Source organism: Pectobacterium cacticida (assembly GCF_036885195.1).
Taxonomy (GTDB): Bacteria; Pseudomonadota; Gammaproteobacteria; order Enterobacterales; family Enterobacteriaceae; genus Pectobacterium; species Pectobacterium cacticida.
On sequence record NZ_CP133656.1, the window covers coordinates 2,196,792 to 2,220,954 of the forward strand.

The 24,163-nt window shown below is 47.3% G+C and carries 19 protein-coding genes and 2 pseudogenes; 11 read left to right on the top strand and 10 right to left on the bottom strand.

Annotation, left to right across the window (positions count from 1 at the left end):
- Positions 1–173 precede the first annotated feature (173 nt).
- Complete coding sequence (locus RFN81_RS10170; protein WP_264495735.1) at positions 174–1,007, top strand: AraC family transcriptional regulator; 834 nt, start codon at positions 174–176, stop codon at positions 1,005–1,007.
- A 251-nt stretch (positions 1,008–1,258) separates the two neighbouring features.
- On the opposite strand, the gene kdgR is transcribed toward RFN81_RS10170, so the two are convergent.
- From kdgR to RFN81_RS10210, 8 genes and pseudogenes are all read right to left on the bottom strand, one after another.
- Positions 1,259–2,050, bottom strand: a complete 792-nt coding sequence (kdgR, locus tag RFN81_RS10175) for a DNA-binding transcriptional regulator KdgR (protein WP_264495736.1) — start codon at positions 2,048–2,050, stop codon at positions 1,259–1,261.
- 207 nt (positions 2,051–2,257) lie between these two features.
- The gene (gene ogl / locus RFN81_RS10180; protein ID WP_264495737.1) at positions 2,258–3,424 is read right to left on the bottom strand and encodes an oligogalacturonate lyase; all 1,167 of its coding nucleotides are present in this window, start codon (positions 3,422–3,424) and stop codon (positions 2,258–2,260) included.
- 348 nt (positions 3,425–3,772) lie between these two features.
- The gene (gene htpX / locus RFN81_RS10185) at positions 3,773–4,654 is read right to left on the bottom strand and encodes a protease HtpX (protein ID WP_264495738.1); all 882 of its coding nucleotides are present in this window, start codon (positions 4,652–4,654) and stop codon (positions 3,773–3,775) included.
- Positions 4,655–4,952: 298 nt separating this feature from the next.
- Positions 4,953–6,177: pseudogene (locus RFN81_RS10190) on the bottom strand (L-lactate MFS transporter).
- Between the two features lie 182 nt (positions 6,178–6,359).
- Positions 6,360–7,109, bottom strand: coding sequence for a LytR/AlgR family response regulator transcription factor (locus RFN81_RS10195; RefSeq protein ID WP_264495739.1), 750 nt, complete (start codon positions 7,107–7,109; stop codon positions 6,360–6,362).
- Complete coding sequence (locus RFN81_RS10200) at positions 7,106–8,848, bottom strand: sensor histidine kinase (RefSeq protein ID WP_264495740.1); 1,743 nt, start codon at positions 8,846–8,848, stop codon at positions 7,106–7,108. Before RFN81_RS10200 ends, RFN81_RS10195 begins: the two co-directional genes overlap by 4 nt.
- A gap of 150 nt (positions 8,849–8,998) precedes the next feature.
- Positions 8,999–11,167, bottom strand: a complete 2,169-nt coding sequence (locus RFN81_RS10205) for a sensor domain-containing phosphodiesterase (protein ID WP_264495741.1) — start codon at positions 11,165–11,167, stop codon at positions 8,999–9,001.
- A gap of 354 nt (positions 11,168–11,521) precedes the next feature.
- On the bottom strand, positions 11,522–11,779 hold the full coding sequence (locus tag RFN81_RS10210; RefSeq protein WP_264495742.1) for a hypothetical protein: 258 nt from the start codon (positions 11,777–11,779) through the stop codon (positions 11,522–11,524).
- 382 nt (positions 11,780–12,161) lie between these two features.
- Between RFN81_RS10210 and RFN81_RS10215 the strand changes: the two are divergent.
- Together RFN81_RS10215 and RFN81_RS10220 are read left to right on the top strand one after the other, a co-directional pair.
- Positions 12,162–12,298: pseudogene (locus RFN81_RS10215) on the top strand (IS5 family transposase); the annotation flags it as partial.
- Between the two features lie 174 nt (positions 12,299–12,472).
- Positions 12,473–12,826, top strand: coding sequence for a YebF family protein (locus RFN81_RS10220; RefSeq protein ID WP_264495743.1), 354 nt, complete (start codon positions 12,473–12,475; stop codon positions 12,824–12,826).
- Positions 12,827–13,270: 444 nt separating this feature from the next.
- Here RFN81_RS10220 and icd read toward each other — a convergent pair whose 3' ends face one another.
- Positions 13,271–14,524, bottom strand: coding sequence for an NADP-dependent isocitrate dehydrogenase (gene icd, locus RFN81_RS10225; RefSeq protein WP_264495744.1), 1,254 nt, complete (start codon positions 14,522–14,524; stop codon positions 13,271–13,273).
- 131 nt (positions 14,525–14,655) lie between these two features.
- On the opposite strand from icd, the gene rluE reads away from it, so the two are divergent.
- The 8 genes from rluE to RFN81_RS10265 all read left to right on the top strand — a co-directional run bounded on the left by rluE (position 14,656) and on the right by RFN81_RS10265 (position 22,682).
- On the top strand, positions 14,656–15,282 hold the full coding sequence (gene rluE, locus RFN81_RS10230; protein WP_264498938.1) for a 23S rRNA pseudouridine(2457) synthase RluE: 627 nt from the start codon (positions 14,656–14,658) through the stop codon (positions 15,280–15,282).
- A complete protein-coding gene (locus tag RFN81_RS10235) occupies positions 15,275–15,721 on the top strand; it encodes an NUDIX domain-containing protein (RefSeq protein WP_264495745.1) in 447 nt (148 codons plus the stop codon). The genes rluE and RFN81_RS10235 overlap by 8 nt, the downstream gene beginning before the upstream one ends.
- A 135-nt stretch (positions 15,722–15,856) precedes the next feature.
- Positions 15,857–16,963 (top strand): tRNA 2-thiouridine(34) synthase MnmA, encoded by a 1,107-nt coding sequence (mnmA, locus tag RFN81_RS10240; protein ID WP_264495746.1) that lies wholly within the window; start codon positions 15,857–15,859, stop codon positions 16,961–16,963.
- A gap of 2 nt (positions 16,964–16,965) precedes the next feature.
- Positions 16,966–17,604 (top strand): high frequency lysogenization protein HflD, encoded by a 639-nt coding sequence (hflD, locus tag RFN81_RS10245; protein ID WP_264495747.1) that lies wholly within the window; start codon positions 16,966–16,968, stop codon positions 17,602–17,604.
- Positions 17,605–17,686: 82 nt separating this feature from the next.
- Positions 17,687–19,057: an adenylosuccinate lyase gene (gene purB, locus RFN81_RS10250; protein ID WP_264495748.1), complete on the top strand. Its 1,371-nt coding sequence runs from the start codon at positions 17,687–17,689 to the stop codon at positions 19,055–19,057.
- A 228-nt stretch (positions 19,058–19,285) separates the two neighbouring features.
- The gene (phoP, locus tag RFN81_RS10255; RefSeq protein ID WP_264495749.1) at positions 19,286–19,975 is read left to right on the top strand and encodes a two-component system response regulator PhoP; all 690 of its coding nucleotides are present in this window, start codon (positions 19,286–19,288) and stop codon (positions 19,973–19,975) included.
- Complete coding sequence (gene phoQ, locus RFN81_RS10260; RefSeq protein WP_264495750.1) at positions 19,972–21,426, top strand: two-component system sensor histidine kinase PhoQ; 1,455 nt, start codon at positions 19,972–19,974, stop codon at positions 21,424–21,426. Before phoP ends, phoQ begins: the two co-directional genes overlap by 4 nt.
- Positions 21,427–21,560: 134 nt before the next feature.
- Positions 21,561–22,682: a cupin domain-containing protein gene (locus RFN81_RS10265; RefSeq protein WP_264495751.1), complete on the top strand. Its 1,122-nt coding sequence runs from the start codon at positions 21,561–21,563 to the stop codon at positions 22,680–22,682.
- 78 nt (positions 22,683–22,760) lie between these two features.
- On the opposite strand, the gene pepT is transcribed toward RFN81_RS10265, so the two are convergent.
- Positions 22,761–23,993, bottom strand: a complete 1,233-nt coding sequence (gene pepT, locus RFN81_RS10270; RefSeq protein ID WP_264495752.1) for a peptidase T — start codon at positions 23,991–23,993, stop codon at positions 22,761–22,763.
- Between the last annotated feature and the right edge of the window lie 170 nt (positions 23,994–24,163).

Genomic DNA, 24,163 nt, shown 5'->3' on the forward strand with positions numbered 1-24,163 from the left:
TTAAAGAAGCATCGATGGATGTTTCGCCTGTTGCGACACATGCCAACATGTTGCCATGCTGTAGCGATAGCAGTGCCATAAGGTTTTATATTCTAACGAGGTACAAAGTGGACAGCATTGCGCAACTTAGCCATAATACTTTCCATTTAGGACACACCTTGTGAGTTACGGCAATGTCTGAGCGTAAAGGTACTTCCGATGAGGTCCATCCAGATAGTATTAACAGACGACTTGTACCGTACACCGGTGAGTATACGCAATGGCAATGGGGGCAGAACCACCGCCACAGAAAGGCGCAATTGTTGTATTCCGTTCTGGGGGCTATTCACTGTAAAACTGAAAATGGCGTATGGATTGTACCGCCGCAATGTGCGGTATGGATCCCCGGTAAAACGCTTCATGCGGTGAGCGGTGTAGGTAATGCAAAATGTTATTGTTTTTACATTCAACCAGAAGGCATATCTGACTTACCAACCGATTGTTGCACTCTTTCCGTTTCCCCTCTTTTACGCGAATTACTCTTGAAAGCCGTACAATTTCCATCAACTTATACCCTCGGTGGCGCACAGGAGCGGTTAATACTGACTCTTATCGATGAAATAGTGTGCGCGCCCAAAGAAGAACTGAGTTTCCCATTGCCGAAAGATCCCCGTTTGCAACAGTTAGCAGCAACGTTACTATCCATGCCTTCTGATAAAACAAGCAAAAGTGAATGGGCTCAGCGTATCGGGATGAGTGAAAGAAACATGAGCCGACGGCTAATGAATGAAGTAGGCCTGAGTTTTGGAGACTGGCGCCGTCAATTGCACATTATACTTTCACTGCAATGGCTCATGAACGGAAGCAGTGTCAAAAATGTAGCCCTTAGACTCGGTTATGAAAGCGCCAGTAGTTTCATAACTATGTTTCGCAAAGCTGTGGGCGAATCACCCGCCAGATATTTAACGCAAAGAATGAAGGATATAGTGGATCTTCCCGTACCGGCCATTTCAATGTCGAATGAATGAGTCTCGATGGCAAAAATTAAGAGATTAAACGAGTAGATTGGCGAAACATCAGAAACCACAACCTAATCCGATCGACTTATCAGGGGCATCTGCGAGTTATATGGGGAGAGTAAAATCGAAGGTTATGGGCACATTTACTGCATGAGAAAGAAACCGACACAAATCGCACTATAAAAGCGCGCAAGCCAGACCAGCATAAACATGGGCTGGCGCTATCAGTAAAGCCCATCAAAGGACAGGCCTTAACGCGATTAGAATGGGTAATCGTGGTAACCCATTTGCTCAGAGATATTTCTAGCGGCCGTATGTAACATGGCAACATATTCGTGTTTGTTTTCTTCTGAAAAGCGAATCGTTGGAAAAGAAATACTGAGACCCGCAATCACTACTCCAAAACGGTCAAACACCGGGACGCCGATACAACGTAACCCTTCTTCCTGCTCTTCGTTATCTTCGCCATAACCTTGCCCACGGACAACATCAAGTTGTTTAAGAAGATCGTCAGCAGAACACAGCGTATGTGGCGTGCTCTGCGTGAACTCAACCGTAGACAGAATCTCTTCCACTTCGCTGCGATCGCGCCATGCCAACAATACTTTACCAATCGCGGTACTATGCAACGGATTGCGGCGGCCAATACGCGAATACATACGCAGGTTGTACATCGAGTCTATTTTATGAACATAAACGATGCTGTCTTCATCCAGTGCGCCGAGGTGGATCGTTTCCCGCGTTAGCGCAGACAACTCGCGCATCTGAATATCCGCACTGCGAATTAAATCTACGTTCTGTAATGCCTTAGCGCCAAGTTCAAATAACTTAAGCGTCAAAGAATATTTCTCTGACTCACCTTCCTGCGCAACATAGCCCAAGGACTTCATCGTCTGAAGAAAGCGGTAAACAGTACTCTTAGACATCATGACACGCTGAGAAAGTTCAGTAATGCCAATTTCTCTCTCTTCACCTAATGCCTGTAAAATGCCAAAGACCTTTAAAACGGACGACACGGAATCGGGTTGTTTATCTAAATCTGCAATAGCCATTTTTGTGGTTACCCTACTCAGGATTTTTTGTTTTAAAAAAAATAGAACAACGGTTTTAGTATAAAGGGAACACTTTGATTATGGCAATGGAGTAACACAATAATTAGGTGAAGTCTGAAGAATAATCTTCACCGTGACTGACAATATTGTGTAAATAAATATGTTAATGACCTGCGCCATAAAATATGGCGCAGATTTCCAGCTTAATTAGTTCCAGACGGAATCAGGCACCCTGGCCAGATACAGCGCTGGCTTGCCATCGACGTCAGAGGTAAACAGGACTTGTTTATTATCCGGCGTGAAAGAGGGATGTGGATGAGTCACCTGACGATCTCCTTCCAACACCTTCCAAGAGGTATTGTGTTGTGCAATACGATGCTCTTTACCGGTTTTCAGGTTAAACACATAAAGAAACGGATCATTCTCGATTTTGTAACCACCGTCATCTTGTACATCAACAGGCGCATCGGAACCATCACCAACCAGCAGCGTACCATCATAATTGCTCATCAGATGGGAACATGGCGGCATGACACGCAATTGGCGATCTTCCAGCGTCACGGGATCGATACTACGGATGTAGCGATTGTTATCACCTTTGAGGTAGGAAACATAAATCATTGCAGAACCATCTGGTACCCAGAATTCGTGAGTACAACTTTCACCTTCTGCATGCTCTTTCACCTTACGCATATTCGTGCCATCTTCGTTGATGAACCACATACGCGCATCCACCAGATCATGCGGCCCTTCGTGGCAGAAAGCGACAGTATTATCGTCGCCTGGACGGTAAATGGGGTGCCCTAACCACTGATTTTCCTGCAGAATCGTCGTCGCTTCACCCGTAACTAAATCGACGCGAATCAGACGACAGCATGGGTTAGTGAAGTAGAATTCCTGGAATTTTTTCCAATCAGTTAATGGCTTCCAGTCTTCTTTCTTGATTTCTATACCAACCATTTTAGTACAATCGGAATTCGCCACCCAGGTACCGTAACCAACCCAATCGTCCGGCACCTGATAAATCGTTTTTTCTTCCAATGTGGCCAAGTCAACACGCATCAAATCGCGGGTATTCTTGACATAATACAGCGCATCATCATTCGGAGATAAAAATCCACCGAACGTGTTGTCACCTTTGCCCTCTGTTAACTGTGTGGCGCTTTGCGCCTTCAAATCCAGCAGATAATAGTTCCATGGGCCATCAAACGCTGCGCCAAACAACAGCTTACTACCATCATTAGAAAAACATTTTTGGTAGAAATAGTTGCGATGACAGATAACATCGGGCGGGGTTAAACGTACAACTTCAGTTCCGGTTGCTGCATCCTGATAGGTATGAAACGTTAGGGGGATTTTGTTACCTTTGGCCATCTGTAAATCCTTTGAACTTGTCATGAAGAATCTGACGTCGCACGTGCTTACTCCTCGATAAGCGGATATTCTGAGCATGTGAAAACGAGCTGCCCCGGAGCCACATTATTCAGGAAACCCTATCCCACCTGACGTGAGACGCCTGTTATACCGGCATTATAGAAACAATGTTTCATTTTTCCGTGATCGTAGTTTTATTTTATAAAACATTCTACCTATTTTCACCACCTGTTTGCGGCATCGTGAAAACGAGTAATGGGTAAACAGAAGAAATACAGAGCGGCCGAATCAACAGACGTAAAAATATCAAAGGCCCGAATGGGCCTTTGGGAAGAGAAATCTAAGCAATTATTTCAGGTAATCGCCAGCACGCAGCGCAGCAATACGCTTATCCAACGGTGGGTGTGACATAAACAATTCGCTAAACGACTTCGATTTTCCATTAATACAAAAAGCCATCATGCTACTCTCTTCCTGCGGTTCATAGCTGGTCTTCAAACGTTGCAAAGCGGCAATCATTTTCTCACGCCCTACGAGCTTGGCTGACCCTGCATCCGCATGGAATTCACGATAACGTGAGAACCACATGGTGATGATGCTGGCAAGAATACCAAACACCAGTTCCAATACGGTTGCCACAGCAAAATAAACCAGCGGATTCCCGTTACTGCTTTCCGCTTCATCGCGGTTGCCTGATAGAAAGCCAGAAACCACCTGAGCGATAAGGCGAGAAATAAAGATGACGAAGGTATTCACAACACCCTGTACCAACGTCATAGTCACCATGTCGCCATTGGCAATATGGCTAATTTCATGTGCAATAACGGCTTCAGCTTCATCACGGCTCATATTTTGCAGCAAACCGGTACTTACCGCGACCAGTGAAGCATCACGTCGGGCGCCAGTTGCAAATGCATTAATGTCGGGCGCATGGTAGATAGCCACCTGTGGCATCGCGATGCCAACTTGTTGTGCCTGCGCACGAACGGTTTCCACCAGCCAACGTTCCGTTTCGTTACGTGGTTGTTCAATCACTTCACCGCCAACGGACCGTAACGCCATCCATTTAGACATCAGCAGCGAAACAAACGCACCGCCAAAGCCAAACAGCCCAGCCATTATCATTAAGCCCTGGACACTGCTGGACTGAATTCCCGTCAGGCTAAGTACTAGCCCAAAAACCAACATCACCGCCAGGTTGGTGATCAGGAAAAGCGCAATACGCATCATAAGGGTCTAATTTCCTCTTGCAGAAAGATAAGGTTTGCAACATCTACGTCGTATCGTATGGGTTGCCGTGGCATTTTCAAGCATTCTTAACTTTTCAGTGACTAAAACCACATAACTTTACACTTTTTAAGGGGAAATCAGCCTTTTCGCTTTTTTTGGCCCTGCGGAGACAACCGATAATACGAGCTAGCGTAGGCGGCGGATGAGCGTCAACGGGGAAACAAATACTTTACACCAGGCCATATATTAATGACCTGGCGTAAAATCACGTTAGCAGTACGATTGGTTCGTTTTTAGTTTAGCTTCGTCCATGCACCATATCAGCACGTATTGAATCACTAATAGGTTGATATTTTGGAGGTTTAATCCATAGCGTAATCAGCAACGAAACAATCGACATGGCGATGATCGCCATAAATGTGGCCTGAAAGCCGCCTAGCTGCGCGGCAATAAATGAACCAGATAGCGCACCGATGCCAAATCCCTGATAAATGACGCCATAGTTTTTGCTGTGATTTTTCAGGCCAAAAAAAATCGCCGACAATCGCTGGGAATACAGTAATATTACCGCCAAAGCAAAAAGCTATCGCACTAACACAAATAAAGAAAAGGATTGGATTTAACGGTAAGAAAGACATCACTGAAACAGCGAGAATCGTCACAAACAGCGTAAAACTGACCACCCGCATACGCCCAACATTATCGGAGAGCGCCCCAAGGATAATGCGGCCAACGGTATTAAAAATGGCAATTGCAGAGACAGCGTTGGCTGCCGTCGTTATATCCATGCCAGCCATTTGCACACCAATATCTTTCACAATACCAATTAAATACAGCCCGCTCATGCAAGCGGTAAAAAAGATAATAAACAATAAATACGACTCTTTGGTTGCCAGCATTTCGGCCAAAGAGAAATCTCGTGACTGCCCCTGAGACATCGTCTGCTGAACCCCACTGACAGCAGGTTCTTTAAGCAATGAACCGCCAATCAAAATCATTGCCATCACAATGATTCCCCAGTAGAAAAAGGCGGCTGAAACGCCGACTTCCGCAATTAGAAAGCTGTTAACATATTTAAATAACAGGCTTCCCGTACCAAATGCGCCAACGGAAATCCCGGCAATCAGCCCTTTGCGATTAGGAAACCATTTAATCAAATTAGACAGCGTGGTTATGTAAGCCGTGCCGTCGGCAAATCCCACGACACCGCCCATCAGCAGATAGATCAACGCCAAAGACGGGCTGACTGAACTTGCTATCAGCCCCGTCCCCAGCGCGATCCCGGCAATAATAGTCAACCGACGTAGGCCTATCCGCTCCTGAAATTTTCCGGCAAACAGTGTGGCAAATGCCAGACAGAAACTGGTGATGGAAAAGGTTGTCGCGACAGAGCTCAGCGTCCAACCAAATTTATCTACCAATGGCTGGTTAAATAAACTCCAAGTGTAGATTGTACCCAGCCCCATCTGGGTGATAATAGTGCCAAGGACAATCCATCCCCGATTTACAGATCTTGTAGTCATGGGTTTTCCCCTTACATCGAAATTGGCCCGATTCACTCGGCGCGCTAAAAATACAAGCTGAAGTGGAGTGACAAAAACCCGTCAAAACACGCTCAACTATGGTCTGACGCCAGTATACAAGGGGGCTGAGCGGGGATGATCGAATGGGGAATGAGATGCCTGAAACGGGGAATGAAACGCCTTTAAAGGCGCATCAATGACCTAAATGCCTTTATTTTGCTTCGGCTTACCGGGACTTCGAAATCCAGATCGTTTAATCGCAGAATATAAGTGTTGTTAAACCACGGCACAATTTCACGAATTTTCGTCAAATTAACACAGTATGAGCGATGACAGCGGAAGAAGTAGTCTTCAGGCAATCGGTTACAAAATTCTGTAATATTCATCGGCATAATAAATTCCTCTCGTCGCGTGTACACCAGCGTGACTTTCTCCTGCGCCGCAGCGTAATAAATATTATTAATATCCGTGACGATAATCCGCTCATCTTTCATTAAATTTATCGTTTGCTGCGCGCTCCTGGGGACACCGGCATGTGCGCCTATTTCAGCCACAGAGGCATTCTTCTGCTGTAGCCATGCTGCCTCTAACTTATGCAACATAGTGATGATACGTGATTCATGGTATGGCTTAAGAATGTAATCAAAGGCTTCAACCTCAAAGGCCTCGACCGCATGTTCTTTGTATGCTGTGATAAAAATCATGTAGGGTTTATGCGCAAACTTGCTAATGTTTTGTGCCAGCAAAACGCCATCTAATGAGGGGATATTAATATCCAGAAAAATCGCATCGACCTCATTATTTTGCAAATATTTCAGAACATCTAACCCGTCATCAAATACCGCTTCAATCGTAATTTTACTATGCTGACGAATAAGGTAACTCAATTCCTGTTGCGCAAGGAACTCATCTTCAACAATAATAGCTTTCATGACAGCTCTCTATTTTCGGTGGTAGAAGACACCGTATGAAGGACCTTAATGGTGTCCGGTAGAGCCGACGGCGTCCTCTCTTCCCGTGGGATATAAAAATAAATTTCAGTTCCAGGCTCTAACCGCCGAATATGCAATCCTTCGCCATAGCGCAAACGCACTCTGTGGTGTACGTTCAGCAAACCTATTTTATTTCCCGGTACTTCATTGCGCGCCACGCGATCCATCGTTTCCTGACTGATACCATGTCCCGTATCCTTGACCGCGACCAATAGCCTATCGCCCTGATCCTTAACCGACAATACCACTGTTCCCTTGCCTTTACACGGCTGAATGCCATGCACTATCGCATTTTCAACCAGCGGTTGAATCAATAAGCTCGGTATTTTATAAACGATATCATCATCGATATCGTAAATTACCGTCAATTTGTCCCCAAATCTAGCCTTCTCAATCGCGATATAATCTTGAATTTGATACAGCTCTTTCTTTATATCGATCAGCGCATCGTCATTGAGCTCAAGGTTATAACGTAAATAACGCGACAGGTTAATCACCAACTGGCGCGCGGTATCGGGGTTTATACGGATGGATGAAGAGATCGCATTCAGTGCATTAAAAAGAAAGTGCGGATTGATTTTACTTTGCAGCGCTCTCAGTTCTGCCTTGTTTGCCATATCGCGCAATTGTTCTGTGCGAGATACTTCAATTTGCGTTGACATAATTTGCGATAGACCGACGGCCATCACACGCAATGAATAGGTAATTTTATGTGCATGGCGATAATAAATTTTCAGCGTACCGGTTACCTGCCCATGTTCCCACAGTGGAATAACAATCATCGAATGAATTTCTGGCGTGAGATGCTGTTCATCATTATTTTTAATAATGATTTTTCCATCATGAATTGCCTGTTGCGTCATCGGACTGATAATATCGTGACCGATATTATACTTATCACTCCCCAGTCCCACATAGGCCTGAATGTGCTGTGTATTGGTGATTGCTACCGCATCAGCATTAATCTCAGTACGAATAATCTGGCAAATGGCTGTTAGTGAATCGCTATTAATATTACGGAAATATGGCAAGGTTTTGTGTGCTATATCCAACGCCAGTTTGGCCTGCCTAGCGGCAATCGTTTCCTTTTCATTCGCAACCCCCTGTACCAGCAATACAATCAATCCAATACAGATGGAGCCTAAAATCATCGGAACGGCTATTTTAGAGACGATATCCAAACCTAACGCTATCGGTGTCGCCCAAACCACCACCAGCAACATAGTCAATGACTCGCACAGCATTCCCCCCAAAATCCCGATGCTCCACTGCTGTTCTTTTTTCACTTTTTTATTGATATAGCCAGAAATGATGCCAGCGATAATACTGGTAATCAAACACGGTACGGAGGTGATGCCATCCATATCAATTACGTAACGGTGTACTCCTGCAATAATGCCGGTTGCGATTCCGACCCAAGGTCCGAAAAGAATACCGCCGGACATCACGGCGATAACACGCACGTTTACCAGCGACCCTTCAACATTTATGCCGGAATAGGTACCAAACAATGCAAACAGCGAAAAAATCGCCGTTACCGTTGCACGCTCTCTCGGCGAATGCTGCTCTTTTTGCAGCAACTGGCGAAACGGGCGCATCCTCGTGAGAAAGAACAGACAGATCAACATCAGGGCTGCGCGATCAAAGACCGCAAGGAGCATTTCAAATATGTCGTGCACGAGATATCCGGTACTGAATTACAAACCCGCACTATAGAAAAAATGTGATCGAGATTCCACTAATTAGCTTACTCAGAGGATGAGTTGTGCAGAATATAAACGCTCCCCGTTGGAAAGCGTAGAATTTCGATTATCGTAGATTGCACAGACTTACACGCTTAGACATTTTCTCGTCGTTAACAGCCGAGAAAACGCTTCTGCAGACATTGGATGCCCAAACAGGTATCCCTGTGCCTCCTCACACCCTTTGCTCAGTAGCCGTTCGCTCTGCTCGATGGTTTCTACCCCTTCAGCAATGATATTCAGCCCAAAACTCTTCCCAAGATATAGGATCGCTCGAACTATCGCGGCGTCCGATGGCGATTCACACATGTTTCTCACGAAGCTCTGATCAATCTTCAGTCGGGTTACCGGATAATTTTTAAGCATACTGAGCGATGCATACCCAGTGCCGTAGTCATCGAAAGCAATGCCAATTCCTGCGTCACGCAAAGCCTTTAATGGTTCAAGCATATTTTCATCATAGCGCAGGATAATATTTTCCGTAATCTCCAACTCAAGCGAACTTGGCTGCAACCCGGTGCGCGCAAGCGTCGTCATAATTTTTTCCGCTAACATGCCGGTACGAAACTGGGCACTGAAAAGATTAATACTGATGCGAAAATAGCCGTTGCTCAACTGACACCACTGCGCTGCCTGCTGACAAGCGGTTTCAACGATCCAATCACCTACTCGCTCCGCCCACGGGCCATTTTCCAATGCGCTAAGGAAAGTTGACGGGCTTAGCAGCCCCCGTTTCGGATGACGCCAACGCAGTAGCGCTTCCGCTCCAACGATCTCATGTGTAGCCAGTTTTACCTGTGGCTGATAGAACATCTCAAATTCATGTTGTTCATAGGCGCGCACAAATTCGAGCTGGAATGCATGTTTAGCCTTAAAGACGTCGAGCATTTCTCGCGTAAAAAAACGGTAGCAATTTCGCCCCTGAGATTTTGCCTGATATAGCGCTAAATCCGCGCTGGTCAAAAGATCCTGTACAGTCGGCCCATATTGCGGATATAGCACCACGCCAATACTAGCGCTAATATTAATCTGATGATCGTTAATTATCATTGCCTGTGAGATTTCATGAATAATTTTCTCGGCAATTTTTCCAGCCACCCGTTTATCACTTAACCCGGGAAACAATAGCGCAAACTCATCTCCCCCTATTCGAGCCACGATATCATCTGATCGAACCGCCCCCTTGATTTTTTCAGCGACGGACACAAGTATCTCATCCCCGCTAGCATGCCCCAGGCTATCATTCACATCCTTAAAACCGTCCAGGTCGATCATCATAATACAAACGGCCGGTTTACTCTTTAGCGCCATTTCCAAATGGGAGGTTAGCAACGTTCGGTTTGCCAACCCGGTTAACGGATCCATATGCGCCAGCAAAAAAAGACGTTCTTCGTTGCGCTTCCGTTCTGTAATATCCCGTAATATTGCCCCATAGCTAATATTTCCGCTGTCTTCCCACATGGAAACCGATAATTCAACTGGCATCTGATTACCGTTTTTAGCCAGTACATTCAATTCCAACGTGACCCCTTTCATGAGCGAGTCACGATCGGCAATTAGGTGGTTAAGTTGAACAATAAAGGCATCCGGTAAGAGGGTATTAATACTGCGGCCGATAATTTCCTCTCCAGAGTATTCCAACATATGCTCCGCGGCGGTGTTCCAAAAGGTAATCAGACCCTTATCATTGACACACAGAATAGTATCAGGGGAGGTATTGGCAATATTTTCGAACCGCACCTGACTGGCCTTACGCGCTAGATCAAGACGCCGTATTTCTAGCTTATCCATCACTAACGAGGCCAGGTCCAGTAAATTGCGCTCATCTCGTTTGGTGAATGCTGCCCTAGGCTTTAAATCGATAATGCATAATGTGCCAATAGCATGCCCGGAGGATGTTGTTAATAACCCCCCCGCATAAAAACGGATGTTAGGCGCCCCCACCACCAAGGGGTTATTTTTAAAACGCGCATCTTTACGAGCATCAAGTACTACCATGATCTCTTTTTGCAGGATCGTATGTGCACAAAAAGCGATATCGCGCGGGGTTTCAAAAAAAGAAACGCCAACGCTAGCGGCAAATAGTTGACGTTCGGCCTCTACTAACGACACCAAAACGATGGGGACGCTAAATATGTTCGCAGCCAGGCTAATCAGATTATTCAGACTCGGATCGTATAACGCATTCTTAATGCCATACTCACTTAGCGCAGCAAGACGCCCATCTTCATCTTTGCCTATTAGGGCTCGATTCATGGGTTCCCCCTCCAACCGTATTAAATATCCAGTTCAAAAAATAGCCATAAAACCAAATTGTTGCAGCAAAAATCGCGATAAGCACCAGGCTCGATCGCTCAAACCGCGAATCACGATGCTTAGTGCATAGTGTTAAGTATGGCAAAAGATCCGAACCCTATCCTCTTTTTGAAAAATACATAATAACAATAGAGTGACCCGCTATATTGATATAGAGGCATTTAAATTAAAGCGGAGTACGTTCGTCATGCTGAATGAAGGAAGAAAAAAGAAAGGAGTTGGCATATTCTATGAACATCACGAGAGCATAAAAACCATCGTGAATATATTAAGAATATTGCCAACTGGGAATTATCAAGCTGGGAAATAACTTATTGAATGTTCTGGTGTTTCATTTTTCGCTCGTATTACCACGTTCCAAACTCCCGTATAAGGAACGGTTAAATACACCTCATTTTCAGCATGGCAGTAAATAGAATCCAATGACACGCGATTCTCTTCAGGCAACGCTTCCTGTCCACTATTGCTCATTTGCACTTCAAAACTATTTGCGCACCGAACAATGACCGTATCACCACCAAAAAGACTTAAACACGTGCGAATTACAGACATACATCCCCCGCGACACGCCGTCATGCGTATGCTTAATGAAATTAATTTTATTGGTTCTCTTTCCCCAATACGCTTTCATAAAAGCAAAATGCATAGAGTAGAATCGTGATCTGAATCAAATTACGCACAGGTTTCAATCAAATCAGCAGAGTCATAAGATAATGCTATGAGTGGTTAATAGGCATTAGTAATTTTGCTGGCAACAAAGAGAAAGTCGATGTTATCAGCCAGAACAGCACCCCGGTCGGTTAGCGGCTATTGTCCCCGATGCCATTCAGATAAAATTTATCGCCAATAGCCGTAGTACTTCACAAGGCGATCGGTATCAGTCACGTAAACGTGTTTTCCAACTGGCCTACGCCTAGAGCTTGTATAAAAACACAATGTCGTGGAGCATTGCTTTGCGATATTGAAAGAAAATCGTCGTATTGCGACACGCTCGGAAAAAACAGCCAGAAACTACCTGAGCAGGGTAAAGCTGGGGCGATCAGATTATTTTTGAAACGGTTGTTAAGTTAAGGGACACAGCCTAGTATTTGGCTTCGGATCCCCGTTGCTGAGTATGCAGCGGCATAATCGGCCAGCAACCTTTTCCCACCGTACTTTGCCTTAGTGCCCTACTCATCGTCACAGACTTGACTTTCGTGTGTGAACATATAATTTACTGCTGATATATCTTCATAAGGTAAGACAATGGGATGGAAATTAAAAACAGCCTTATGTATTTTGGCGGTTGCTGCTGCCGACTTAGGTTACGGATATTATCGTTGGCATTCGGGGCCGACATGCGATGAAATCACCTATGAAGAAGCTATTGAAAATGTAAGAAGCGATCTGGTTAGTTATCGAATACCGCGATGGAAAGAGTTCCAAATGGATAGACTTGGCACGGCCAAACCAGATATTAGGTTCAATAAAGATAATTCATATATATCTGAAGATGTTTATAGTATAGATGTGACAGTATCTGGTCCACTGGAAGAACACCAAATGGTTGCCATGCTCATTTGCAGACTAGGCGGCATTGAATATTCAGCGACCCTATAAATAATTGTGCCTAATTGCCACCGTATCAAAGGTGAGCGTTCAGGCAACCACCAAACTCTATAACAAAGCGACGCATCGCCAGACGGATGGCGAGATTCAGCGATTCAGCGATTCAGCGATTCAGCGATTCAGCGATTCAGCGATTCAATCGCATTGTGGGGCGGTCACGTAAAAGAATTAAACGCCAGCGTTTGGATCAAAATAACTATTCTCGGCATTTGCTGGGGCATAAATCTCAGCATCAGACAGACGCCTATAACGATAATCGCGGTAAAGATTGGTTCACAATTCAGGTCAAGAAAGGATAAAAGGTAATAATTAACGTGGATGTTTTTTAATCCATTTTACTGAATCATTTTACTGGGATTTTACTGAATGAATTTTTCGATGTTAATAATCAGCGAGAGCGAAGCGCCCCCGCCAAACAATGTGATAACAGTAAGATTACATATTATCGATGATGTCTTGCGCAAACTCGCTACATTTCCGTAGCTTAGCGCCTTCCATCAGGCGTTCGAAATCGTAAGTCACGGTCTTGTTTTTGATCGCGCCTTCCATTCCCTTAACAATCAGGTCGGCGGCTTCGAACCATTGCATGTGGCGCAGCATCATTTCAGCCGACAGAATAATGGAACCTGGATTAACCTTGTCCTGCCCGGCATATTTCGGTGCCGTACCGTGCGTTGCTTCAAATAGTGCGCATTCATCACCGATATTGGCGCCAGGAGCAATACCGATGCCACCAACCTGTGCGGCCAACGCATCGGAAATATAATCACCATTCAGGTTCATACAGGCAATCACATCATATTCAGCAGGCCGCAGTAGGATTTGCTGTAAGAATGCGTCGGCGATCACGTCTTTCACCACGATCTCTTTGCCAGTATTCGGATTCTTGATCTTCACCCACGGGCCGCCATCAATTAGCTCACCGCCGAATGCTTCGCGCGCCAACTGGTATCCCCAGTCTTTAAATGCGCCTTCGGTGAACTTCATGATATTGCCTTTGTGCACGAGCGTGACGGAATCACGATCGTTGGCAATGGCATATTCAATAGCGGCACGAACCAGACGTTTTGTCCCTTCTTCCGAACACGGTTTTACGCCAATGCCACACTGCTCAGGGAAGCGAATTTTCTTGACGCCCATCTCTTCACGCAGGAATTTGATCACTTTGTCGGCTTCAGCAGAACCCGCTTTCCACTCAATTCCCGCATAAATATCTTCGGCGTTCTCACGGAAGATTACCATGTCGGTCAGTTCGGGGTGTTTAACCGGGCTGGGGGTGCCTTCATAGTAGCGTACCGGGCGCAGGCAGATATACAGATCAAGTTGTTGGCGCAGCGCAACGTTCAGAGAACGAATACCTCCGCCGACAGGCGTCGTCAGCGGGCCTTTAATTGCCACACGATATTCACGGATCAAATCCAATGTTTCATCCGGTAGCCAGACGTCTTTACCGTAAACCTGCGTGGACTTTTCTCCTGTGTAGATCTCCATCCAGGAAATCGCACGCTTGCCCTGGTAAGCTTTCTGCACGGCAGCGTTTACAACATCGATCATCGCTGGCGTCACATCGACACCGATGCCATCACCTTCAATAAAGGGAATTACCGGGTGGCTGGGAACCACTAATTTACCTTGAGCATCAACCGTGATTTTCTGGCCTTCTGCCGGTACCACTACTTTGCTTTCCATTAACCTCTCCTTCGAGCGCAATTTTGTTAATGACTTGTAAGATTCGTGTCAATACTACTTGAATAATTGGCCCGCGCCAATCGCAAACCGTTTCGAGTATACTGCTTTTATTGTCCACAAAGATAAAGATGATGAATAAATTCTCTGTTAAAAATCACAAAGTTAAGCGATTCAACACGCAGTCAGCCAGAAAAAGGTCGCCTGACAATGCGCCACGTCGAATCATTTTGTTTAATAAGCCCTTCGATGTCCTGCCACAATTCACTGATGACGCCGGTCGCCGCACGCTGAAAGATTACATTCCCATCAGCGGTGTTTATGCCGCCGGGCGTCTGGATCGCGATAGCGAAGGCCTGATGGTTCTCACCAATGATGGCAGGCTTCAAGCTGAACTCACTCAACCAAGGCGCAAAACGGTAAAAATATATTATGTTCAGGTAGAAGGCATTCCTGATGAAGCGGCGCTAGCGCGCTTTCGTCATGGCCTGGATCTAAATGACGGAAAAACGCTGCCCGCAGGGGCGGAAATCGTACCCGAACCTGACTGGCTGTGGCCACGTAATCCGCCTATTCGCCAGCGTAAAAGCATTCCTGAATGCTGGTTAAAAATCACGCTGCATGAAGGGCGCAATCGGCAAGTTCGTCGAATGACAGCGCATATTGGATATCCAACGTTACGTCTGATTCGATACGGTATGGCAAATCAGACGGTAGCAAACTTGTTGCCCGGAGAATGGAAGGAGATTACTGATGTTTAAACCCCATGTTACCGTAGCGAGTGTGGTACAGGCGGAAGGCCATTTTCTGGTTGTCGAAGAATTGATCGACGACACGTTATTATGGAACCAACCAGCCGGCCATCTGGAAGCCAACGAAACGCTGATTCAGGCGGCAAGCCGCGAGCTGTGGGAAGAAACCGGTATTCAGGCCGTACCACACAGTTTCTTGCGACTGCACCAGTGGATTGCACCAGATAATACGCCGTTTTTACGCTTTTGCTTCGTACTCGATCTGCCTGAGCGGGTCACAACCCAGCCGCATGACAGTGATATCGAGTGCTGCCGCTGGCTGACTGCCGATGAGATCCTTTCTTCCTGTCAGCTTCGTTCGCCGCTGGTAGCAGAAAGTATTCGCTGTTATCAGCAGCCAGAACGCTATCCATTAACTGTATTAGACGCATTCCGCTGGCCTTTTTAGGTATCTTGTTATTCTTGTCGAATGTGCTACCCGTCCGACGACAGGAATAGCGATGCAGCGCACGGTTCTACATGCTAAAATACGCCGCTTGTTTTTCGCATCACTGCGTCAGCCTATTCAGTTCGTGAGACTTCCATGTCAGATAACAGCCAGAAAAAAGTGATTGTCGGTATGTCCGGCGGTGTTGATTCCTCCGTTTCCGCTTACCTGTTACAGCAACAGGGCTATCATGTTGAAGGCCTGTTCATGAAAAACTGGGAAGAGGACGACGGCACGGAATATTGCTCAGCGGCCACCGATCTCGCCGATGCGCAAGCCGTTTGCGATAAACTGGGTATTGAACTTCATACCGTCAATTTTGCCGCTGAATATTGGGACAACGTTTTCGAACATTTCCTTGCAGAATATAAGGCAGGCCGGACGCCTAATCCCGATATCCTGTGCAATAAAGAAATCAAATTCAAAGCCTTTCTGGAATTTGCCGCTGAGGATCTTGGCGCAGACTATATCGCGACGGGTCACTACGTGCGTCGTTATGATGTTAACGGTAAAAGCCGCTTGCTGCGTGGTTTGGATGGCAATAAAGATCAGAGCTATTTTCTTTATACACTGAGTCATCAACAGATTGCGCAGAGTCTGTTTCCGGTCGGCGAGTTGGAAAAGCCGCAGGTGCGTAAAATTGCGGAAGAACTCGACCTGGCGACGGCGAAAAAGAAAGATTCCACCGGCATTTGCTTTATCGGCGAGCGCAAATTTACTGATTTTCTGGCGCGTTATCTGCCCGCGCGCCCCGGCCCAATATTGTCCGTCGATGACAATAAACCGATGGGGCAACATCAGGGCCTGATGTACCACACGCTGGGGCAGCGCAAAGGACTGGGGATCGGCGGCGTTAAAGACGGCGGCGAAGATCCCTGGTACGTAGTGGATAAAGATGTCGCCAACAATATTCTGTATGTCGCACAAGGGCACGAACACCCCCGCTTGATGTCGTATGGTTTAATTGCGCAGCAATTACATTGGGTTGACCGTGAGCCACTGCGCGCAGAATGTCGGTGTACGGTGAAAACCCGTTATCGTCAGGCTGACATTCCCTGCACCATCACCCCGCTTGGCGACGATCGCCTTACCGTGCGTTTTGATACGCCGGTTTCCGCCGTTACACCAGGCCAATCCGCCGTATTTTATCTCGACGATGTTTGCCTTGGTGGCGGCGTCATCGAAGAACGCTTACAGGAGTAACCGTGGCTAAGAATTATTACGAGATTACGTTAGCGTTAGCGGGCATATGTCAATCGGCCTATTTAGTTCAACAATTGGCCCATACGGGCAATTGTAATCATGACGCCCTGCATACCTCGCTGAACAGCGTGTTGAATGTGAATCCAGTCTCGACGCTGGCCGTTTACGGCGATGCGGAGCAAAACCTGAAAGTAGGGCTGGAAACATTATTAGCTATCCTCAACACCAGCAGTAATAGAGGTGCAGGCGCAGAACTTTCACGTTACACGTTTAGTTTGATTGCACTGGAGCGCAAACTGAAAGCAAAGCCCTCCGCGCTTGATGAATTGGGTCGGCGTATTGGTCAGTTAGAACGCCAGTTGGAGCATTTCGAGTTGCTTTCTGACACTATCGTGAGCGCGCTGGCCGCCATTTACGTGGATGTGATTAGTACGTTAGGCCCGCGTATTCAGGTGACCGGTTCGCCGGAGGTACTGAAAAACAGTCAAGCTCAGGCTAAGGTTCGCGCCACCTTGCTGGCGGGTATCCGTTCAGCGGTGCTCTGGCAGCAAATTGGCGGTGGCCGTCTGCAATTGATGTTTTCGCGCGGTCAGCTGGTTAAGGAAGCGAAACAGATCCTGGCGCGTTGCCCGTCCGTTTAATGGTATTGTTGCCATAATAGTTTTGAAATGAATTGTTATTGAAATTAATTATTATTGAAACCAATTTCAGGAGTTGCTTGCGATGGAATTATCCTCACTGACCGCCGTTTCCCCGATTGATGGACGCTACGGCGATAAAGTCAGCACATTGCGCACGATTTTTAGCGAATTCGGTTTGCTAAAATTCCGGGTGCAGGTTGAAGTGCGTTGGCTGCAAAAACTAGCGGCCTGTGCAGAGATCCAGGAAGTTCCTGCATTTGACGCGGACGCAAACGCTTTCCTCGATAAACTTGTCACCGAATTCAGCGAAGACGACGCGGCGCGAATCAAAACGATAGAGCGCACCACGAATCACGACGTGAAAGCCGTTGAATACTTTTTGAAAGAAAAGGTTGCCACAGTCCCTGCGCTGCATGCCGTCAATGAATTCATTCATTTCGCCTGCACTTCGGAAGATATTAACAACCTGTCACATGCGTTGATGCTGGATACCGCACGCCGCGATGTCATTCTGCCACACTGGCGCCAAATCATTGATGCGCTGAAAGCGCTGGCACAAGAATATCGTGATATTCCACTGCTTTCCCGCACACACGGACAACCCGCCACGCCGTCCACCATCGGTAAAGAGTTCGCTAACGTGGCCTACCGTATGGAACGCCAATATCGTCAACTGCAACAGGTTGAGATTCTGGGCAAAATTAATGGCGCCGTCGGTAACTATAACGCACACCTGGCGGCATACCCAGAAGTGGACTGGCACCAATTCAGCGAAAACTTCGTCACCTCGCTGGGCATTCACTGGAACCCGTACACCACACAGATCGAACCGCATGATTACATCGCCGAACTGTTCGATTGCATCGCGCGTTTCAATACGATTTTGATCGATTTTGACCGTGATATGTGGGGCTACATCGCATTAAACCACTTCAAACAAAAAACCATCGCGGGTGAAATTGGTTCATCCACTATGCCACATAAGGTTAACCCAATTGACTTCGAGAATTCGGAAGGCAATCTAGGCCTTTCTAACGCAGTCTTGGGGCATCTCGCCAGCAAACTTCCTGTCTCCCGTTGGCAGCGCGATCTCACCGACTCTACCGTGTTGCGCAATCTTGGGGTAGGTGTAGGTTATGCGCTGATCGCCTATCAGGCCACAATGAAAGGTATCAGTAAGCTGGAAGTCAATCGCGATGGACTGGCTGAGGAACTGAATCACAATTGGGAAGTGTTGGCCGAACCCATCCAGACGGTGATGCGCCGCTATGGCATTGAAAAACCTTACGAAAAATTGAAAGCTTTGACGCGCGGCAAACGCGTTGATGCCGCAGGCATTCAGGCATTTATCGATGGCCTGGAGTTACCTGAAGCGGAGAAAACCCGCCTGAAAGCGATGACGCCTGGCAACTATATTGGCCGTGCGATCGCCATGGTCGATGACCTGAAATAACCGCGTTCAAGCGCTTTATCGTCCTCTCTGGCGGGCCTCTTGCTCGCCAGTGTTCTGGCATTTCCAGCCCGTTTACACCCGGTTTATTCTCTCTGTGGATAATTTAACAAATCAATTAAACCGCTTTCTCTGCATATAATAGTGATGTAGAAGAGCACGACCGGAATATAGGACGCATAACCGTCTTTCGATAACGGTGAGTCTATCTATTCGACAGAGGAGTTAACAATGCGGATTTTGGTCGTTGAAGATAACGTATTACTCCGCCACCATTTAACCGTTCAGATGAACGAAATGGGGCATCAGGTTGACGCAGCGTCCGACGCCAAAGAAGCCGATTATTTTCTGCACGAGAATCTACCCGACATTGCGATTGTCGACCTCGGATTACCTGACGAGGACGGCATGAGTATGATCAAACGTTGGCGATCTCACCAGGTCAAACTCCCGATTTTGGTACTGACCGCACGCGAGGGCTGGCAGGACAAAGTTGCCGTGCTGGAAGCCGGCGCGGATGACTACGTGACCAAACCTTTCCATATGGAGGAAGTGGTTGCGCGCTTGCAGGCATTAATGCGGCGTAATAGTGGTTTGGCCTCGCAAATTATTAGCCTACCTCCCTTTGAGATCGATTTGTCCCGTCGCGAACTGGTGATCCACGGATCTCCGATCAAGCTGACCGCGTTCGAATATACGATTGTCGAGACCTTAGTCCGCAATAAAGGAAAAGTCGTTAGTAAAGAGTCGCTGATGCTACAGTTATATCCCGATGCCGAACTGCGTGAGAGCCACACTATTGATGTGTTAATGGGGCGATTACGTAAAAAAATTCAGCAGGCTGGCGGGCCGGATGCGATCACGACGGTGCGAGGGCAAGGATATCGCTTTGATATTAATACGCCCCCATGCGCAGTATGAATAATAAGAAGCCGCCCTTTTCTCTGCGGATTCGTTTTCTACTGGCGACGGCGGCTATCGTGCTGGCGCTGTCGCTAGCCTATGGTATCGTCGCGATCATCGGCTACAGTAACAATTTTGATAAAACTTCATTTCGTTTGCTACGCGGGGAAAGTAACCTTTACTATAGCCTTGCTCAATGGCGTGATAATCAATTACATATCGTGATGCCGCCCGATGTCGACATCAACTTTCCCACTTTAGTGTTGATCTATGACGAGCACGGCAATGTGCTCTGGCGCGAAAAGCATGTTCCCGAACTGGAAGCGCTGATAAAACCGGAATGGCTTAATAAAACGGCCTATCATGAACTGGACACCGATACCAATACCAGCAGCGCGGTTTTAAAGGGCCATACCTTACTTCTTAGCAGCCTGAGAGCGCTGAACGGTACACATAGCAATGCGTTAACGCACTCCATTGCCGTAAATGTCTATCCGCAAACCGAGCACCTCCCTGCTCTCTCTATTGTCGTCATTGACCGTATCCCACAGGAACTACAACAAGAAGATGTCGTGTGGGAGTGGTTTAGCTATGTGCTGATCGCTAACCTTCTATTGGTGCTCCCTTTATTGTGGTTGGGTGCCCACTGGAGCCTGCGCCCTATTGAGCATCTGGTCAGGCAGATTGCCGAGCTAGAGAAAGGTACACGCGATCGGTTAGATGAAAAACCACCGCGTGAATTGTTTAGTTTGGTGAAAAACCTCAATATTTTGTTGAATAACGAACGCCAGCGCTATCACAAATACCGCACGACGCTGACCGACCTCACCCATAGCCTGAAAACGCCGTTGGCGGTTTTACAGACTACTTTGCGGGCGTTGCGCACCGGCAAAGAGATCACCATCGACCAGGCGGAGCCTATTATGCTGGCGCAGATTAGCCGCATCTCCCAGCAGATAGGTTATTACCTGCATCGCGCTAGCGTGCGGTCCGAACATACCCTTCTGCTACGTGAAGTGCATTCGGTTCCGGCACTATTGGATGGCCTGTGCTCCGCGCTCAATAAGGTCTACCAGCGTAAAGGCGTGGTGTTAACGTTGGATATTCCGCCGGAACTGACTTTCGTGGGTGAGAAGAATGATTTTATGGAAGTATTAGGCAATATCCTTGATAACGCCTGTAAATACTGTCTGGAATTCGTCGAAATCAGCGTGCAATATTCCGATCACAAGCTGCACCTGATCATTGATGACGATGGTCCCGGTATCCACGAAAGCAAGCGTGAAATCATCTTCCAGCGTGGCCAGCGCGCCGACCGTATGCGCCCCGGACAAGGTATCGGCCTTGCGGTCGCCGTTGACATCATCGAACAGTATCAGGGGGAGATCCTTATCAGTGACAGCGCGCTGGGTGGCGCTCGCGTCGAGGCTATTTTCTCTCGCCAGAACCTGAGTCAGAATGAGGGGTAAAAGGCGGTACAGCACGTGAGGCTTCCGCTATACTGACTGCCAAAATGCGGCTTGTTTTAAAATACTGATTATTTCAATAAAAATCATGTCTTCAAGAACAGTCATTTCCTCAAAACGCGTTTCTGGAAACTAGTATGGACTATCAGCTTAATCTCGACTGGCAGGATTTTTTAGCGAACCACTGGCAAAAGCGTCCACTGTTGATCAAAGGCGGCTTTACGCATTTTATCGACCCCATTTCTCCAGACGAACTCGCCGGACTGGCGTTGGAAAATGAGGTCGATAGTCGTTTAGTCAGCCATCAGAACGGACGATGGCAGGTCAGCCACGGCCCTTTTGAAAGCTACGATCATTTGGGAGAAAGTCAATGGTCGCTGCTGGTACAGGCGGTCGATCATTGGCATGAACCCTCCTCTGCCTTAATGCAGCCATTTCGCCGGTTGCCGGACTGGCGTATGGATGATTTGATGATTTCATTTTCTGTACCTGGCGGCGGCGTAGGGCCGCATCTGGATCAATATGATGTTTTCATCATCCAGGGAACAGGACGCCGCCGCTGGCGCGTCGGTGAGAAAATACCGATGAAACAGCACTGCCCTCATCCCGACCTTCTTCAGGTTGATCCCTTTGACGCCATTATTGATGACGAGTTGGAACCGGGCGATATTCTGTATATTCCGCCGGGCTTCCCGCACGATGGCTATTCATTAGAAAACTCGCTGAATTATTCGGTAGGGTTCCGGGCGCCAAATGCCCGCGAGTTGATCAGTAGCTTTGCGGATTACGTCATCTCGCGCGAACTCGGTAGTTACCGCTACAGCGATCCTGATATTCCATCTCGGGAGCGTATCGCAAGCGTATTGCCGCAGGAACTGGATGCGCTGCAAAAAATGATGTTGGAATTGGTTCAACAGCCTGAACATTTCCAGAATTGGTTTGGCGAATTCATTTCTCAGTCGCGCCATGAACTTGACCTTTCTCCGCCAGAACCCCCTTATCAACCCAATGAAGTGTATGAATGCCTACAACAGGGAGATCCTCTGCGTCGATTAGGGGGGCTCCGCGTTATCTGTGTGGGGAATAGCGGCTTCGTGAATGGCGAGAAACTAGATACTCCGCACCAGGCTGCGCTATTGGCGCTGGCGGAGCACCCAATCGTTGATGCGCAACTATTGGGTGAAGCACTAGAGGATCCCGCCTTCCTCGCACAACTCACCGCGCTGGTTAACAATGGTTACTGGTACTTTGTAGATTAATATCACGGCTAGAGGCGAGTAGCAGAATAATGCCAAGGCGGGCATGTCCCGCCATGTTCACCGTGGAAAATACATCGCTTATGGCTTTGCGCGCAACGCCGTCAGTTCGGCAATACGCATAATCACCGAGACCGCTTGTTCCATGCCTTCCAGTGTGACAAATTCATGTTTACCGTGATAGTTATAGCCACCCGTAAACAAATTCGGACACGGCAACCCTTGAAACGATAGGTGTGCGCCGTCTGTACCGCCGCGGATCGGTTTGATATTCGGCTCAATGCCGCAATCCTGCATTGCCTGCTGTGCCAGCGCAATAATATGTGGATGCTGCTCAACCTGCTCACGCATGTTGTAGTATGTGTCGGTAATCGTGACTTCAATATAACAATCTGGGTGCAGCCCTTCGCCAACCTTTTCCGCTATATCCAGCATCGTTTGTTTACGCTGTTCAAAACCATGGCGATCAAAATCCCGGACAATATAGTGTAACTCTGCTCGCTCAACGGTGCCTTTCATACTATGAAGATGGTAGAAGCCCTGATAGCCTTCCGTCAGCTCCGGTGACTCTTTCTCTGGCACGAGTTGATGATAGCGTGACGCCAACGTTAACGCGTTGACCATGACGCCCTTTGCACTACCGGGATGCACGTTGTTGCCCGCGATTTTTATTTGAACCGAGGCAGCGTTAAAATTCTCATACTCTAATTCGCCGACGCCCCCGCCATCCACGGTATAGGCCCACTGAGCATTAAATGCTGCAACATCAAAAAACTGCGCACCTTTACCAATTTCTTCATCTGGCGTAAAGGCAAGGCGAATTTCGCCATGCGGCAGGTGGCTCTGTTTAAGCCGCACCAGCGCAGTGATAATCTCTGCGATCCCCGCTTTATCATCCGCCCCCAACAGCGTTTTGCCATCTGTCGTAATTAGCGTATGCCCCAGAAGCTGATGCAACACAGGGAACATCACGGGGGACAACACTTCATCCCCTACGCCAAGCGCAATATCACCGCCGCGATAATTTTCCAAAATTTGCGGATTCACATTTTTACCGCTAAATTCCGGCGACGTATCCATGTGTGAAATAAACCCGATAACCGGAACGGGCCAGGCAACATTAGCGGGAAGCGTCGCCATCAGGCAGCCCTGTTTACTTAGGCTGACCTGTTCAAATCCCAATTCCAACAATTCTTGTTGCAACGCCCGCGCCAGCTTCCATTGTCCCTCGGTACTCGGTACCTGGCGAACGCCGGATTTAGACTGTGTGTCAAACGAAACGTAATTCAAAAACCTGTCGAGTAATTTATCCATCTTTTTATGCCCCCTGAACCCTGACAAGCATTATGGATAGCGCTACTCTGGCAAATATTGCGTCAGGTCAGTTTTTATCTTATTTAACAGCGGGAGAGACCAGAATTCAGGCTAAAAAGCCACCGTGGCAGCGCCATACGCGCCTCAATCTTGAAACCGTTAAGAAACAA